At 68.5% G+C, this 15534-nt stretch carries 16 protein-coding genes; 11 read left to right on the forward strand and 5 right to left on the reverse strand.

Translation table 11 applies throughout. From position 1 onward, the window contains the following. Positions 1-13: 13 nt before the first annotated feature. Positions 14-916 (forward strand): glycosyltransferase family 2 protein, encoded by a 903-nt coding sequence (locus tag C457_RS04005; protein ID WP_008092221.1) that lies wholly within the window; start codon positions 14-16, stop codon positions 914-916. Positions 917-922: 6 nt separating this feature from the next. On the opposite strand, the gene C457_RS04010 is transcribed toward C457_RS04005, so the two are convergent. Beyond that, positions 923-1747 carry an amidohydrolase family protein gene (locus C457_RS04010; RefSeq protein ID WP_008092223.1) on the reverse strand — a complete coding sequence of 275 codons (825 nt, stop codon included), beginning with the start codon at positions 1745-1747 and terminating at the stop codon, positions 923-925. 174 nt (positions 1748-1921) lie between these two features. Between C457_RS04010 and C457_RS04015 the strand changes: the two genes are divergently transcribed. The 4 genes from C457_RS04015 (at position 1922) to C457_RS04030 (ending at position 6160) form a co-directional block, all read left to right on the forward strand. After that, on the forward strand, positions 1922-2572 hold the full coding sequence (locus C457_RS04015) for a helix-turn-helix domain-containing protein (protein WP_008092224.1): 651 nt from the start codon (positions 1922-1924) through the stop codon (positions 2570-2572). A 54-nt stretch (positions 2573-2626) separates the two neighbouring features. Continuing rightward, on the forward strand, positions 2627-2908 hold the full coding sequence (locus tag C457_RS04020) for a HalOD1 output domain-containing protein (protein ID WP_004972693.1): 282 nt from the start codon (positions 2627-2629) through the stop codon (positions 2906-2908). Between the two features lie 192 nt (positions 2909-3100). After that, positions 3101-4663 (forward strand): thermosome subunit alpha, encoded by a 1563-nt coding sequence (gene thsA, locus C457_RS04025; RefSeq protein ID WP_008092226.1) that lies wholly within the window; start codon positions 3101-3103, stop codon positions 4661-4663. A 180-nt stretch (positions 4664-4843) separates the two neighbouring features. Next, positions 4844-6160: an APC family permease gene (locus C457_RS04030; RefSeq protein WP_008092229.1), complete on the forward strand. Its 1317-nt coding sequence runs from the start codon at positions 4844-4846 to the stop codon at positions 6158-6160. A gap of 29 nt (positions 6161-6189) precedes the next feature. Here C457_RS04030 and C457_RS04035 read toward each other — a convergent pair whose 3' ends face one another. From C457_RS04035 to C457_RS04045, 3 genes are read right to left on the reverse strand one after another with little or no spacing between them, the layout of a single operon-like run. Continuing rightward, positions 6190-6864, reverse strand: a complete 675-nt coding sequence (locus C457_RS04035) for a trimeric intracellular cation channel family protein (RefSeq protein WP_008092230.1) — start codon at positions 6862-6864, stop codon at positions 6190-6192. Further along, positions 6864-7655, reverse strand: coding sequence for an SAM hydrolase/SAM-dependent halogenase family protein (locus tag C457_RS04040; protein WP_008092231.1), 792 nt, complete (start codon positions 7653-7655; stop codon positions 6864-6866). Before C457_RS04040 ends, C457_RS04035 begins: the two co-directional genes overlap by 1 nt. A gap of 1 nt (position 7656) precedes the next feature. Then, positions 7657-8208, reverse strand: coding sequence for a nicotinamide-nucleotide adenylyltransferase (locus C457_RS04045; protein WP_008092232.1), 552 nt, complete (start codon positions 8206-8208; stop codon positions 7657-7659). Between the two features lie 169 nt (positions 8209-8377). On the opposite strand from C457_RS04045, the gene lonB reads away from it, so the two are divergent. The 3 genes from lonB (at position 8378) to C457_RS04060 (ending at position 11947) form a co-directional block, all read left to right on the forward strand. Further along, entirely contained in the window at positions 8378-10462 is a 2085-nt protein-coding gene (lonB, locus tag C457_RS04050; protein ID WP_008092235.1) for an ATP-dependent protease LonB, read from the forward strand. A gap of 6 nt (positions 10463-10468) precedes the next feature. Beyond that, entirely contained in the window at positions 10469-11512 is a 1044-nt protein-coding gene (locus tag C457_RS04055) for a CPBP family intramembrane glutamic endopeptidase (RefSeq protein WP_008092238.1), read from the forward strand. A 96-nt stretch (positions 11513-11608) separates the two neighbouring features. After that, on the forward strand, positions 11609-11947 hold the full coding sequence (locus C457_RS04060; RefSeq protein WP_008092244.1) for a hypothetical protein: 339 nt from the start codon (positions 11609-11611) through the stop codon (positions 11945-11947). Positions 11948-12015: 68 nt separating this feature from the next. Here C457_RS04060 and C457_RS04065 read toward each other — a convergent pair whose 3' ends face one another. Beyond that, complete coding sequence (locus C457_RS04065; RefSeq protein ID WP_008092245.1) at positions 12016-12471, reverse strand: MGMT family protein; 456 nt, start codon at positions 12469-12471, stop codon at positions 12016-12018. Positions 12472-12627: 156 nt separating this feature from the next. Between C457_RS04065 and trpC the strand changes: the two genes are divergently transcribed. The 3 genes from trpC to trpA are packed head-to-tail and all read left to right on the forward strand — an operon-like array spanning position 12628 to position 15526. After that, the gene (trpC, locus tag C457_RS04070) at positions 12628-13383 is read left to right on the forward strand and encodes an indole-3-glycerol phosphate synthase (protein WP_049913376.1); all 756 of its coding nucleotides are present in this window, start codon (positions 12628-12630) and stop codon (positions 13381-13383) included. Further along, positions 13380-14648: a tryptophan synthase subunit beta gene (trpB, locus tag C457_RS04075; RefSeq protein WP_008092247.1), complete on the forward strand. Its 1269-nt coding sequence runs from the start codon at positions 13380-13382 to the stop codon at positions 14646-14648. Before trpC ends, trpB begins: the two co-directional genes overlap by 4 nt. Then, positions 14648-15526 (forward strand): tryptophan synthase subunit alpha, encoded by an 879-nt coding sequence (gene trpA / locus C457_RS04080; RefSeq protein ID WP_008092248.1) that lies wholly within the window; start codon positions 14648-14650, stop codon positions 15524-15526. Before trpB ends, trpA begins: the two co-directional genes overlap by 1 nt. The last annotated feature ends 8 nt before the right edge of the window (positions 15527-15534 follow it).

Below are 15534 nucleotides of genomic sequence, written 5' to 3' on the forward strand. Positions count from 1 at the left end.
GCAACTGTCGGGTATGGATCTCTCGGTTGTGCTCCCGACGCTCAACGGTCGGGACCGGCTCGCCACCAGCCTCGACGCGCTGGCCGAGCACGCTCCCGACGCGGAAGTCGTCGTCGTCAACGGCCCCTCCGCCGACGGCACGACCGGGATGGTGAGAGAGCGCGACGACGTGGACGTGCTGGTCGAAATCTCCGACCGCAACCTCAACGTCGCCCGCAACGCCGGCCTCGAAGTCGCCGGCGGCGACGTGGTCGCGCTCCTCCGATACGACCTCTCCGTGGAGTCGTCGTGGCTGTCGGCGCTCGAAGACGGCATTGCCGACGCCGACGTGGTCACCGGGCCGATGCACCAGACGCTCCGCAACGGCATGACGACCGAATCCCTCGAACGGAACGCCATCGGCGGCCGCACGGTGACGTACTTCAACGGCGGCAACGTCGCGTTCCGCCGCGAGATCATCGACGCCCTCGACGGCTTCGACGAGTACCTCCAGACGGGTGGCGCGCGCGACGCGGCGCACCGACTCGCCGGCTTCGACCGCTCCGTCGCGTGGGCTCCCGAGATGTGCGTCCGCCGCGAGTTCGAGGCCGACGGCGGCATCTCCGAACGCGACTGGGGCTGGAAGTACCGCTCTCTGACCTACCGACTCGTGAAGAACTACGGCGTCAGACCCGGGACCGTCAAGCGGACGGCGAAACACGCGATTTCGGACGGCGTCGACGCCGCGCTCGGCGTCGTGAAAGGGGACGTGACACCCTCCGGGTGGGCCGGCACCGGCCGCGACGTGGTCGGTGGTATCGCCACGGGCGTCTCGGACGGATTGGTAGCCCGCGCCCGCGACCGAACCCGCGCCCGCAACCCCCACGGCCGGTCGAAGCGCGCCGACCGCGCCGTCGCCCGGTACGACTGGCGCTGACTCGTTTTACCGCTCTCCGGGGCCGAGCGCCTCGATGACCCGCGCCGCGTTCTTCGAGAACGCCTTCGCCAGCGCGTCCTCCGACACGTCGAGCGTCAGAATCTCCATGACGCCCACGTTCGGGTGGGTCTCGGGCGCGCCGCTGCCGAACAGCACGCGGTCCGGGTGTTCGAGCAGCGCGCGTTCGAGCACGCTCCGATAGCGGACGAAACTCGTGTCGAGGTAGAGGTCGTCGTGGTCGTCGAGGAGGTCGATAGCTTCGTCCATCAGCCCGCGGTCGAGCGGGAAGCCGCCGAAGCTCGACAGGATGACGGGGAACCGACCGAGCAGCGACTCGGCGACGGCGCTCGGCTCGAAGACCTTCCCGCCCTCGACGAAGACGGGAAGCCCGACGTCCTCCAGCATCGCGAGCGTCTCGTCGTCGGGGAGCCCGTCGACCGCCGGCGCGAGCGAGAACCCGTGGAAGCGGTCGTCGTAGGCGTACTGCTCGATGTCGTCGGGGTCGGCGTGCTGGTCTGTCCGCGACGACGTGAGGTTCCGGAGCCGCGCCGAGGCCCGACTGCTCGGGTCGCGCGGGCCGTTGATGCGGGCGAACGCCAGAAACGGCCGGTCGACGCTCATCCGCGCGACCGCGTTGTTCGGACGGAGGTAGCTCCCCTTGACCCGCTGTGCGCCCGGCGAGACGACGGCGCGGACGACGCCCGCCTGATGCAGTTCGCGCTCCAGCCGCTCGGGGCTTATCTCCCGCCCGCGCGCCGCAATCGACTGCTCGTCGGGGTCGAGGCGGGCGTTCACGTCCACGACCCTGAACCCGTGTTCCAACTCCAGCATTGTCGAGTCACTCATCGGTGTCCGCCAAATAGGTTGCAGAATCCGCCGTAGTCGTTTCATCGAGTACACAGTACCGACTCGTTCGTTCAGCGCCGCGTGACGTTCATTCCTTCACGACGGTAGGGAGAGACGCTGAAACGCAGTTTTTTGGCCTACTCCACCTATCGTCCACGCGTGTGCCTCATCGTCGAGGTCGTCGCCCCGCTGTCCGCGCTCCCGTTCGGTCCCGCGGCCGAGGAACACGACGTCGAACTGGAGCTGGAACGGTCCGTCCCGACCGCCTCGCAGGCGGCGTCGTTCGTCTGGGTCCGCGGTCCCGACGCGGGGGCGTTCGGAGAGTCGGCGCGGTCGCTTCCGAGCGTCGACGACCTCACGCTCGTCGAATCCGTCTCGGACCGGGCGCTCTACGGCGTCTCGTGGGACGTCTCTCAGGCTCCGATTTTCGACGCGTTAGTGTCCAGAGACGCGGTTCTCTTAGAGTGTCTCTCGACCGGTGACTCGTGGTGGCTCAAACTCCGCGTCTCCTCGCACCGCGTGCTGACCGAGCTCAGACGCGAGTGGGCGGCCCACGGCATCGACGCCGAGTTCGACCGCATCACGTCCGTCGCGGCCGAGGAAGCGCCGGCGAGCGAGGGACTGACCGACACACAACTCGAAGCCCTGCTCCTCGCGCTCGAACGCGGTTACTTCGACGAGCGACGGGACACGTCGCTCGACGAGCTCGGCACGGAGCTCGGAATCTCGCGGCAGGCGGTCGCGGCCCGCCTCAAACGCGCCTACCGAACGCTCGCAGAGCGAATTCGCGACGAGCGACCCCCACAATAACGGGTTACATAATCAACGCACACCAATAGGTACCCGACTACCCATCCGGACTGTATGGACGACCCGCTCGAAGATGGAGCCGGGTCCGTGGTAACCACCTCCGTCGACCGCTACGACGAGGTGGCGGTCGCCATCGCTTCGGCGGTCGCGACTGCCACGGAACTCAGCCCACTCGAACTCCCGCCGCTCTCGGACATCGGTGTCGACCCCGAAGCGCTCGACGTTCTCTTTCGCCTCTCTCACGACCCGTCTCGAAGGTTCTCGTTTCAGTACGCGGGCTATCTCGTCTCCTTGTTCGGCGACGGAACGCTCACCGTCGACACGCTCGACGAGTAGCGAGGCGCGAACCGGCCGCCGACCGCGGCCCGAACCCCGGAGCGGCCCCCTCCGAACCCCTGCGACGCCCGCCCCGCGCTCGAATTCGAAAACCGTCGCCCTGTCGTGCGATTTCGTAGCTCGCTCTCGCCGAAACGTATTTATAGAACTGCAATCGTTGATAGCGGTTGAGGTTTCAACATGGCTTCACGAATGCAGCAACCGTTATACATTCTCGCAGAGGGGACGAACCGAACGCACGGCCGCTCCGCGCAGGACTCCAACATCCGCGCCGGAAAGGCGGTCGCCGAAGCCGTACGGACCACACTCGGCCCGCGCGGCATGGACAAGATGCTCGTCGACTCCTCGGGCGAGGTCGTCATCACGAACGACGGTGCGACCATCCTCGAGAAGATGGACATCGAGCACCCCGCCGCGCAGATGATCGTCGAAGTCTCCCAGACTCAAGAGGAGGAAGTCGGCGACGGCACGACCACCGCGGCCGTCCTCACCGGCGAACTCCTCGCGCACGCCGAGGACCTCCTCGACGACGACCTCCACCCGACCGTCATCGTCGAGGGCTACACCGAGGCCGCCCGCATCGCCCAGGACGCCATCGACGACATGGTCCTCGACGTGACGCTCGACGACGACCTGCTCCGCAAGGTCGCCGAGTCCTCCATGACCGGCAAGGGCACCGGCGATGTGACCGCCGACGTGCTCGCCAAACACGTCGTCAAGGCGGTCCAGATGGTCCACGGTGACGCCGACGGGGCCTTCCACCGCGACGACGTTCGCGTGCTCACCCGAACGGGCGCGTCCTCCTCGGCGACCGAACTCGTCGAGGGCGTCGTCCTCGACAAGGAACCCGTCAACGAGAACATGCCCCGCGCCGTCTCCGACGCGACCGTCGCGGTCCTCGACATGAAACTCGACGTGCGCAAAGGCGAGGTCGACACCGAGTACAACATCACCTCCGTCGACCAGCTCACCGCGGCCATCGACGCCGAGGACAATGAACTCCGCGGCTACGCGAAGGCCCTCAAGGACGCCGGCGTCGACGTGGTGTTCTGCACCAAGTCCATCGACGACCGCGTTGCGGGCTACCTCGCCGACGCGGGCATCCTCGCGTTCAAGAGCGTGAAGAAGTCCGACGCTCGCGCCCTCGCCCGCGCGACCGGCGCGAAGCGCCTCGGCTCGCTGTCCGACCTCGACGAGTCCGACCTCGGTCACGTCGACTCCGTGAGCATCCGCACCTTCGGCGACGACGACCTCGCGTTCGTCGAGGGCGGCTCGGCGGCGAAGGCCGTCACGCTGTTCCTCCGCGGCGGCACCGAACACGTCGTCGACGAACTCGAACGCGCCATCCAAGACGCGGTCGACGTGGTCGTCGCCGCCATCGACAAGGGCGGAGTCGTCCCCGGCGCGGGCGCGACTGAAATCGCCATCGCCGACCGCATCCGCTCGGAGGCCGCCGGCATCGAGGGCCGCAAGCAACTGGCCGTCGAGGCCTACGCCGACGCCATCGAGGCGCTCCCGCGCACCCTCGCCGAGAACACCGGTATGGACCCCATCGACGCGCTCGTCGACCTCCGCGCCCGCTACGAGAACGAAGGCATCGCCGGTATCATCTCCTCGGGCCGCACCGGCGAAATCGGCGACCCCGTCGAACTCGGCGTCATCGACCCCGTCGCGGTCAAGCGCGAAGCCATCGAGTCCGCGACCGAGGCCGCGACGATGATCGTCCGCATCGACGACGTCATCGCCGCCAAGTAACCGAACCGCTCGCAGACACGCTCCCCCACCGGCGGCGCGTTCCGCCGCCGGGCCACTTCGTGTCGCTTTTTCCGTCTGTCCGCTCTCGAACGGCCGCTCCAGAGCCGTACCGCTGCCGCTGCGCGAGCACCTATCAACTGGTCGCTACGTTCTTCAGCCGCGAGCGTCGAACTGCACTCCATGTCCGACGAAGTCGGGCTTCCGGAAGCCGTGTCGATGGCGATCGGTGGAATGGTCGGCGGGGGTATCTTCGCCGTGCTCGGCGTCGTCGCCGGCGCGGCCGGGACCCTCGCGTGGGCGGCGTTCGTCGTCGCCGGCGTGCTCGCGGTCTGTGCCGGTTACTCGCTCCTCCGGCTGAACGGTCTGTGCGAGTCGCCGCGGTCGCCCGTCGGATACGTCGGGAAGTTCACCGACAACACCACGCTCTCGGGCGTCGTGGGATGGACGTTCGTCTTCGGCTACGTCGGGACGATGGCGATGTACGCCTACGCGTTCGGCGGCTACTTCGTCGAACTCACCGGCGTCTCGACGGTCGCGTCGGTCTCGATACAGCCGTTCGTCTCCGCGCTCACCGTCGCCGCGTTCGTGGGCCTCAACGTCTTCGGCGCGCACGCCTCCGGGCGGGCCGAAGACCTCCTCGTCGGACTCAAGGTCGCCATCCTGCTCCTGTTCGGTCTCGGCGGCGTCGCCTACGGCGCGACCCACGGCGGCCTCGGGTTCGGTCTGTCGAACGTCGGTATCGGCCCGCTCGTCGCGGCCGCCGTCTCCTTCGTCGCCTTCGAGGGGTGGGAGCTCCTGCTGTTCGACCAAGAGAACATCGCCGACCCCCGGGAGACGGTCAGAAAAGCGATTTACATCTCCATCGCGGGCGCGACCGCTCTGTACATCCTCGTCGCGCTCGTCACGACCAACCTCGCCGGAATCGACGCCATCCAGCAGCACGCCGAGACCGCGCTCGCGGTCGCGGCCCAGCCGTTCCTCGGACAGGCCGGGTACGTCCTCATCTCGGTCGCGGCGCTGTTCTCCACGGGGAGCGCCATCAACGCCACGCTGTTCAGCTCCGCGCGGCTCTCGAAGCGCCTCGTCGCCGACGACCTGCTCCCGAGTCGGCTCCGCGACGAGTCCACCGACGAACCGATTCGTCCGCTCTTGACGCTCGGGGTGCTCGCCGCCGGGTTCGCCTTCCTCGGAAGTCTGGACGCCATCAGTTCGTTCGCGTCGCTCGCGTTCATCAGCATTTTCGGCGGCCTCTCGCTTCTCGCGTTCCGGGAGCGCGAGAACCTCCAAACGACCGTGATTCCCGCCGTCGGAACCGTCGGCGCGCTCGGCTCCGCGGTCGCGCTCCTGTGGCACCTGTTCGACGCCGAGCGGGGGACGTTCTGGACCGTCCTCGCGCTCGCGGTAGTCGTCGTCGGCGTCGAGGTGCTCTACTTCGAGCGCGAGACCATCGCGGACGAGGTCCAGTCCGCGGAGCGGCGCGTGGAAAACGAACTGTAACGTCTGGTGCGTGGCCTCGGGTTCACCACTCAGACCCGCGGTAACCGCCAGTCGTAGCGGAGCGCGAGCAGCCGGACCGAGAAGACGAGCGCGGCGCACAGCCCCGAGGGGACGCCGGTCGGCGCGCCGACCGCACGGGCGGCGAGGAAGCCGAGGCCGCCGACGACCGCGGGGGTCGCATAGAAGTCGTCGCGGAGGACGACCGGGACGCGCCCGATGAGGATGTCGGCGATGGAGCCCCCGCCGACGGCCGTGATGGTCGCGAGGATGACGACGCCGAACGACGTGACGCCGGCGTCGACGCCGACGAGCGCGCCGGTCGCCGCGAACGCCGACAGCCCGACCGCGTCGGTGGTCAGGAACGCCGGGTGGTCGCGCACGCGGCCCTCTATCGAGTGGATGAGAACGATTGCGAGGCCGACGCCGACGAGCGCGACGCTCATGTCCCACGTCGCCGCGAGCGAGGCTGGCAGTCGGTCGACCAGCACGTCGCGGGTCGTCCCGCCGCCGAGGGCGGTCACGACGCCGAGCACGGAGACACCGAACACGTCGAGACCGGCCTCGGCGGCCTTGAGTGCCCCGGCGACCGCGAACGCGAGGAGGCCGACGACGTTCATCACCGCGAAGGGGTCGACCTCGGGGACGACGACGGTGACGGGGACGGCGGCGGAACTGAGGCCAGGGACGGAGACGAGAACGCCCATCAGTCGACCCGGAGTTCGACGCGGTCGCCGGGCGCGAGGCCGAACGCCTCGTCGCCGCGGCCGTGGTTCACGTCGCACTCGACGTTGCCGTGGCTGCCGACGGTGAGCAGTCGCTCGCCGCGCGGGACGGCCTCGAAGGTGCGACCGACCGAGACCGACTCGCCGTTTACCGTCGCGCGGCTGCCGGCCGCGTCGCGGACGAACTCGCCCGGGACGTTGGTGATGCAGTTGCCGAAGTCGTCGACGACGAGCACCTCGCCCGTCGCCTCGCGGCCGTCGGCCGAGACGGTCGCCTCGGGGAGGCGGCACTCGGCGAGCGAGTCGACGGGAATCGGTTCGAAGCGGTCGACCGACCCGAGCGCCGACGCGCCCGCGACGTGGGCGTCGGCGGCCGCGGGCGCGAACACGTCCCGTCCGTGGAAGGTCGTCGAATCGGGGTTCGGAACGTCGATTTCGTAGGCTTCGACCGATGCGTCGGCGTCGCCGAGGGCGTCGATCACGCGTCTCGCCGGGGGGCGGAGAACGCCGTTGTCAGGGCCGACGAGAACGTGGTCGCCGACGCGGAAGATGACCGCGCGGCGGTCGGTCCCGACGCCGGGGTCGACCACGACGAGGTGGACCGCGGGCGGGAAGTACGGAAGCGTCTCGCGGAGCCAGAAGGCGGCCGCGCGAACGTCCTGCCGTGGGAGGTCGTGGGCCACGTCCACGAGTCGCGCGTCGGTCCGCGAGAGGACGACGCCCTTCATCGCGGCCGGGTACGCCAGCCCGAAGTCGGACGCGAGCGTAATCATCTCAACAGGGGTTCGGGTCGCGGCTCCCGTCGTCGCCGACGCGCTCCGACCCGTCGGTGGCCGTGACGCGCTGGAGGCGCTCGATACCGTCGATTTCTCGGACCACGTCCGCCACCTCGTCGGGGACGAGCGACTCCCAGTCGCGGTCTTCGATCATGCGCTGGCGGACCTCCGTGCCCTCCAGCACCTCGCGGTTGAACATGGGCGACTGGTGGACCTCGACGCCCGCCTCTTTGAACAGTTGGATGACGAGCGGGTTGTTGGAGTACGCCACCTCGAAGGCGGGGGACATCGACTGGACGTGGCTGACCCACACCGAGTTGCGGTCGAGGTCCTCGATGGGGACCGCGTAGGTCGTGATGTCGAAATCCGAGACGGCCTTGTTGACCATCATGATTCGTTCGCCCGCGGTGAACGGGTTCCGCGGCGAGTGCGAGTCGCCCGCGGACCCGATGCCGAGGACGAGCTCGTCGACCTCGGTGGCAATCTCTTCGACCATTCGGTGGTGGCCGTTGTGGTACGGCTGGAACCGGCCGATGTAGAACCCCCGCATGCATCGGGCGTTAGTCCGGATTACTTATAAATACGCCGAGTCACGAGAATTCCGGTATTCTGGTGGTAGGGCCGTCGAAACGCGAGGTTACGGCAAGGTACGCCGGATGCAACCGGGGAGAAAGTATATCAGTCGCAGGGCCTACGTTAGAAGTAGCGACGACAGTTCTATGAGTAACGATACGAACACCGACGACAGCCTCCACGAGCGGGAGGATTCACCCGACGACGCGCCCTCCGAAGAGGGCATCGACGACGGGGGGACGCTCCAGCACGACGAGGCCGAAGAGGTCGACAAGAAGACGATCGACGACCTCGGGAGCGATGTCGAAATCGACGCCGACGTGGCCGAGAACGTGGACGAGAACGACCTCCTCGGTGGTCTCCGGATAGAGACGACCGACGAGATTCCCGTTCCGGACCGCCTCGTCGACCAAGTCATCGGGCAGGAGCACGCCCGCGACGTCATCATGAAGGCGGCCAAGCAGCGCCGCCACGTCATGATGATCGGCTCCCCGGGGACGGGGAAGTCGATGCTCGCCAAGGCGATGTCCGAGCTTCTCCCCCGCGAGGAGCTGCAGGACGTGCTCGTCTACCACAACCCCGACGACGGCAATCGCCCCAAGGTCCGCACGGTCCCCGCGGGCAAGGGTGACCAAATCGTCGAGGCGCACAAAGAGGAGGCACGCAAGCGCAACCAGATGCGCTCGTTCCTCATGTGGATCATTATCGCGGTCGTGCTGGGCTACTCGCTCATCATCGCCCAGCAGGTCCTGCTCGGCATCCTCGCCGCGGGTATCATCTACCTCGCGTTCCGCTACGGCTCGCGCGGCAGCGACGCGATGATTCCGAACCTCATCGTGAACAACGCGGACCAGAAGTCCGCGCCCTTCCAGGACGCGACGGGTGCCCACGCGGGTGCGCTCCTCGGCGACGTCCGCCACGACCCGTTCCAGTCCGGCGGCATGGAAACGCCCAGCCACGACCGCGTCGAACCCGGCGCGATTCACAAGTCGAACAAGGGCGTCTTGTTCGTCGACGAGATCAACACGCTCGACGTGCGCAGCCAGCAGCACCTGATGACGGCCATCCAGGAGGGCGAGTTCTCCATCACGGGCCAGTCCGAGCGCTCCTCGGGCGCGATGGTCCAGACCGAACCCGTCCCGACGGACTTCATCATGATCGCCGCGGGTAACCTCGACGCGATGGAGAACATGCACCCCGCGCTCCGCTCCCGTATCAAGGGGTACGGGTACGAGGTGTACATGGACGACACCATCGAGGACACCCCCGAGATGCGCCGCAAGTACGCGCGCTTCGTGGCCCAAGAGGTCACCAACGACGGGCGGCTCCCGCACTTCACCGAGGAGGCGGTCGAGGAGCTCATCCTCGAAGCCCGCCGCCGCGCCGGCCGCAAGGGCCACCTCACCCTCGAATTCCGTAACCTCGGCGGCCTCGTCCGCGTCGCTGGCGACATCGCCCGCGGCGAGAACGCCGAGCTGACCACCCGTGACCACGTGCTGCAGGCCAAGCGCCGTGCGCGCTCCATCGAACAGCAGATCGCGGACCAGTACATCGAGCGCCGCAAGGACTACGAGCTCTCGGTCAACGACGGCTTCGTCACCGGCCGCGTCAACGGCCTCGCCGTCATGGGCGAAGACTCTGGTATCATGCTCCCCGTGATGGCCGAAGTCACGCCCTCGCAGGGTCCCGGCCAGGTCATCGCGACCGGCCAGCTCAAGGAGATGGCCGAAGAGTCCGTCCAGAACGTCTCGGCCATCATCAAGAAGTTCTCCAACCAGGACCTCTCGGAGATGGACGTGCACGTGCAGTTCGTCCAGACCGGCCAGCAGGGCGTCGACGGCGACTCCGCGTCCATCACGGTCGCGACCGCCGTCATCTCCGCGCTGGAGGACATCCCCATCGACCAGTCGGTCGCCATGACCGGCTCGCTGTCGGTGCGCGGCGACGTGCTCCCGGTCGGCGGCGTCACCCACAAAATCGAAGCCGCCGCGAAGGCCGGCTGTTCGACGGTCATCATCCCCGCCGCCAACGAGCAGGACGTGATGATCGAAGACGAGTACAAGGAGATGGTCGACATCATCCCCGTCTCGCACATCAGCGAGGTCCTCGACGTCGCCCTCGAAGGCGAACCTGAGAAGGACTCGCTCGTGGACCGCCTCAAGAGCATCACTGGCTCCGCCCTCAACAAGGGCCAGGGCGTCAAGGGCCCCTCCAGCCCCAGCCCGCAGTAACGCCGGATGACCGACTGGGCGGCGTTCGCGGGCTTCACCGGCCTCGTCCTCGCCGTCTTACTCTCTCTCGCACACTTTTCTCGCGGCGTCCCGCACGCGGAGGGGACCGGCTCCGACGCACTCGACGCGCCCGCCGCTCCGGGCGACGGCGCTTCCGATTCCGACTCCCGAGCGACTGCCGCGGACGACTCCGTTCCGACCGCTGCCGAGTCGGACGAGACCGACTGGTCGGCCGAACTCGACACCGTCTCTCTGGCTTCCTTCTCGGTCGACTCGACCGGCGCGTCACCGCGTCCCGAGCCGTCGACGCCCGCGGAGGCCGACGTTGCGGGCGACGCCCACGCTGACGTTGACGCTGGCCCCGAGTCCGACTCCGAACCTGAGTTCGACGCCGACTCCGACCGGGCGACGCCGCCCGGCGTCACCGCGGCCCCCGTTTCGGCCGTCTCGGAGCGCTCGGCGTCCGCCGAGGACCTCCCGCCGCATCTCCTGCTCGCCAACGTCGCGCTCTCGCAGGCCTTTCTCGGCGGCTTTCTCGGCCTCGGCGCGTGGTACGCGGGCGTGCCGGCCGCGGCGCTCGGCCTCTCCGCCGCCGACCTCCCGACGCAACTCGCCGTCGGCGTCGGACTCGGACTCGCGCTCTACGGGGCCAACCGTGTCGGTTCGACGGTCAGCGAGCGGTTCGGCGTCGCGCCCGACGAGGCGGTCCGCGAGTCGTTGACGCCGCGGACGACCGCGGGCTGGGTGTTCCTGTTCGCGGTCGCACTTCCGCTCATCGCCGGCTTCGAGGAACTGCTCTTTCGGGGCGCGCTCGTGGGGGCGGTCGCCGCCGGTTTCGACGTGTCGCCGTGGCTCATGGCGGCAGTGTCGTCGGCCGCCTTCGGCGCGGGTCACGGCGCGCAGGGCCGACTCGGCATCATCGTCACCGGCCTCCTCGGGTTCGTCCTCGCGGCGGCGTTCGTCCTCACCGAGAGCCTGCTGGTCGTGGTCGTCGCCCACTACCTCGTGAACGCGCTGGAGTTCGCCGGCCACGAACTGTTCGGCTGGTAGCGTGCGTCGGACGCGCCGTCGAGTCCCGCCGAACCGCTCGCCGTCGCGGCGGCGACGCGGGGATGCGTTCAAGTGCCCGCATCACGCGTAGCCAGTATGGATATCGACACGCGGCAGTTGACGCAGGCGGGGCTCATCGGCTATCTGGCGCTCGTCGTCGCGGCGTTCGCCACGGGGAACCCGACGCTCCGGCTCGCCGCCGACGCTGCCTTCGGACTGACGGCGATTCTCCTCGGCGTCGTCACGCTCAGGATTCCGGTCGACAGCCGACTCAAGTACGTCGCCGGCGGCGGCTTCGTCCTCGCGGGCATCTCACAGTTCGCCGAACTCGCGACCGGCGTCGGGTCCGTCGGCCTCGCGAGCACGCTGTTCCTCCTCGGCGGCCTGCTCGGCTACCTCGCGCTCCGCCGGGAGACCGACACGATGCCCTTCTGAACTCCGGCGACTGCGACGATGACCGTGACGATGGCGGCGGTGACCGCGGCCGCGACAACGAGCGAAAACTAGATTCCTTCCGACTTCCGGAGCACTTCGACCACGTCGTCGGGGGCGGCGCTCGGGCCGTCTTTCACGCGGTGGTCGGGGACGACGACCGGAACGGGATTGGCCGCGAGCGCCTCGCGCACGACGCGCTTCGAGTCGTCGTCCTCGGGGTCGAGGCCGGCCATGCGGACGAGCAGGGCTACATCGACCGTGTCGCCCTGCGGGACGTTCCGAAGCGACTCCAGCACGCTCCGCTGGTCGGTCGGGACGGTCAGACCGATAGGGACCGACGAGAGGTCCGTCTCGCCCCGGTCGATGGCGGCCAACACGGCGTCGAGGTGGTCGTGTTCCGACTCGGCGTCCGCCGGCAGCGAGTCCGGAAACGAGACGTTGATGACCTTTCCGCTGACCACGCCGACCTGCACGGGGCGGCCGAGCGTGGACGATTCGCGCGCGTAGATTCCCGAGACGGGCATACGTTCGGCTCCCGTCGCCGGACGCTTGACCCTTCCGGCGACGGCGTGGGGTTCGTCCCCTTCGACGGTGCGCTCTCGCCCGCGCGCACGCGAGAGACGGTGAGTGTCCCCGCCGGCGCAAGTCTTATGTACAGATACGTGCGTTAGTGTACATCAATGAACGCTAGTGGAGACGAATTAGCTCCCGACGTGCGCGCCATCTTGGAGGCCGCGCGGGAGCGACCCGGTGGGGAGACGCGCGTGTCGGTCGACGCGCAGTCGTTCCCCGAGGCCGTGGCCGAAACGGAGGCCGCGGGCCGGGTCCCGGTCATCGCCGAGGTGAAGCCCACGAGTCCGACGACCGAGGGCGTCCGCGAGGACGACCCGGTCGAACTGGCCCGCGAGATGGTCGCCGGCGGCGCGACGGCGCTGTCGGTCCTCACAGAGCCCGAGCACTTCGGCGGCTCGGCCGAGTCGCTGCGGCGCATCCGGGAGGCCGTCGACGTGCCCGTCCTCCGCAAGGACTTCATCATGAACGAGGCCCAACTGGACGTCGTGGAATCCGACCTCGTGCTCCTCATCGCGCGGTTCGTCGGCGAGGACCTCTCCGACCTCGTTGAGGCCGCCCGCGACCGCGGCTTCCAGCCGCTCGTGGAGGTCCACACCCGCGAGGAACTGACGGCGGCGCTCGCGGCCGGAGCCGACATCATCGGCATCAACAACCGCGACCTCGGGAAACTCGAAGTCGACCTCGGCACGTTCGAGGAACTCGCGCCGGAAGCGCCCGACGACGTGCTCCTCGTGGCCGAAAGCGGCGTGAAGTCGGTCGAAGACGCGCGGCGGATGCGCGAGGCCGGTGCCGACGCCCTCCTCGTCGGGACCGCCATCATGGACGGCGACGTACGACAGAACACGGAGACACTCACACAATGAGCGCAGACGGCAAATTCGGCGACTACGGCGGACAGTACGTTCCCGAGGCCCTCATGCCGGCCATCGAGGAACTGACCGACGCGTACGAGCGGTACGTCCTCGACAACGAGGACGGCTTCATGGACGACTTCCGCGCGCGACTGCGGGACTTCGGCGGGCGGCCGACGCCCCTCCAGCGCGCGGACCGACTCTCCGAGCGCTACGACCGCGAGGTCTACCTCAAGCGCGAGGACCTCCTGCACGGCGGCGCGCACAAGCTCAACAACGCGCTCGGGCAGGTCCTACTGGCGAAGTACATGGGCAAAGAACGCATCATCGCAGAGACCGGCGCGGGCCAGCACGGCACCGCCACGGCGATGGCCTGCGCCCACCTCGATATGCCCTGCGAGATTTACATGGGCGAGCGCGACATCAACCGCCAGCGACCCAACGTCTTCCGGATGAAACTCAACGGCTCGGAGGTGAACCCCGTCACCGTCGGCCGCGGCACGCTCAAGGAGGCCATCTCCGAGACGATGCGCGACTGGGCGACCAACGTCGAAGACACCCACTACGTCATCGGCTCCGTGGTCGGCCCGCACCCGTTCCCGAGCATGGTCCGAGACTTCCAGTCGGTCATCTCCGAGGAGGCCCGCACGCAGGCCAGAGAGAAGTTGGGTCGGCTCCCCGACGCCGTCGTCGCCTGCGCGGGCGGCGGCTCGAACACGATGGGCGCGTTCGCCGAGTTCGTCGACGACGAGGAGACCGCGCTCTACGCCGTCGAGGCCGGCGGCTCGACGCTCGAAGTCGACGAGGAAGCCGGCGTCGCGCCCAACTCGGCGTCGCTCACGACCGGGTCGGAGGGGATTCTCCACGGCGCTCGCACTCGGCTCCTACAGGACCGCGACGGCCAGATTATGGAGTCGCACTCGGTGTCGTCCGGCCTCGACTACGCCGGCGTCGGTCCCGAACTCGCGTATCTCGTGGACACCGGTCGCGTCACCGCCGTCAACGTCGACGACGACGAGGCGCTGACCGCGTTCCACCGGCTCTCGCAGATGGAGGGCATCATCCCCGCGCTGGAGTCGGCCCACGCGTTCGGCTACCTCGAATCGGTCGTCGGTCCCGACGCGCCCGACTCGGCGGAGGCGGACGCCCTCGGCGAGTACGTCGTCGTCAACGTCTCCGGCCGCGGCGACAAGGACCTCGAATCGGCCATCGAGGAGACCTACGAGCGCGACATCGACATCGCGCCGAACATGGACGAGTTCACGGGGGGCCTGTGATGTCGCTCGAAGACGCCTTCGCCGACGGACCGGCGTTCATCCCGTACCTCGCCGCCGGCGACCCCGACTACGAGTCCTCGCTGAAATACGTCGAGGCGCTCGAACGCGGCGGCGCGGATATCATCGAACTCGGGCTTCCGTTCTCGGAGCCCATCGCTGAGGGACCGACTATCCAGAACGCGGTCGTTCGGTCGCTCGAAGGCGGCATGACGCCGACGCGCTTCTTCGAGTTCGTCGAGGACCTCGACGTGTCGGTGCCGCTGGTCTGCATGACCTACTACAACCTCATCTACCGCTACGGAGATGACCCCGGCCCGCGGCCGTTCGTCGAGAAGGCGGCCGAGGTTGGAATCGAGGGCTTCGTCGTTCCCGACCTGCCGGCCGAGGAGGCCGGCCCGCTCCGCGAGGCCTGCGACGAGTTCGGCCTCGACCTCGTCTTCATCGTCGCGCCGACGACCCGCGGCGAGCGCCTCGACCGCATGATGGAACAGGTCTCGGGCTACGTCTACGTGCAGGCGCGCCTCGGCACGACGGGCGCGCAGTCGAGCGTCTCCGACCAGACCGGCTCGTCGCTCGAACGACTCGCCGACTACGACGTGCCCAAGGCGGTCGGCTTCGGTATCAGCAGCGGCGACCACGCAGAGCGCATCGTCGCGAGCGGCGCTGACGGCATCATCGTCGGCAGCGCGCTCGTGGACATCGTTGCCGAAGGAACTTCGGCAGCCCGTCAGACTGCGTCTGACGACGTCGCCGACGGCCACGAGAACGGCGACGACGCCGAGACGGTCGCCGACCGCCTCGAAACGCTCGCCCGCGAGTTGAAAGAAGGTGCAGTGGCTGGCGCCTCGCAACGCCCACCGCATCCGGAACGCACATAACTGCTCTG

The organism is Haloferax prahovense DSM 18310 (assembly GCF_000336815.1).
In the GTDB taxonomy this organism is placed as follows: domain Archaea; phylum Halobacteriota; class Halobacteria; order Halobacteriales; family Haloferacaceae; genus Haloferax; species Haloferax prahovense.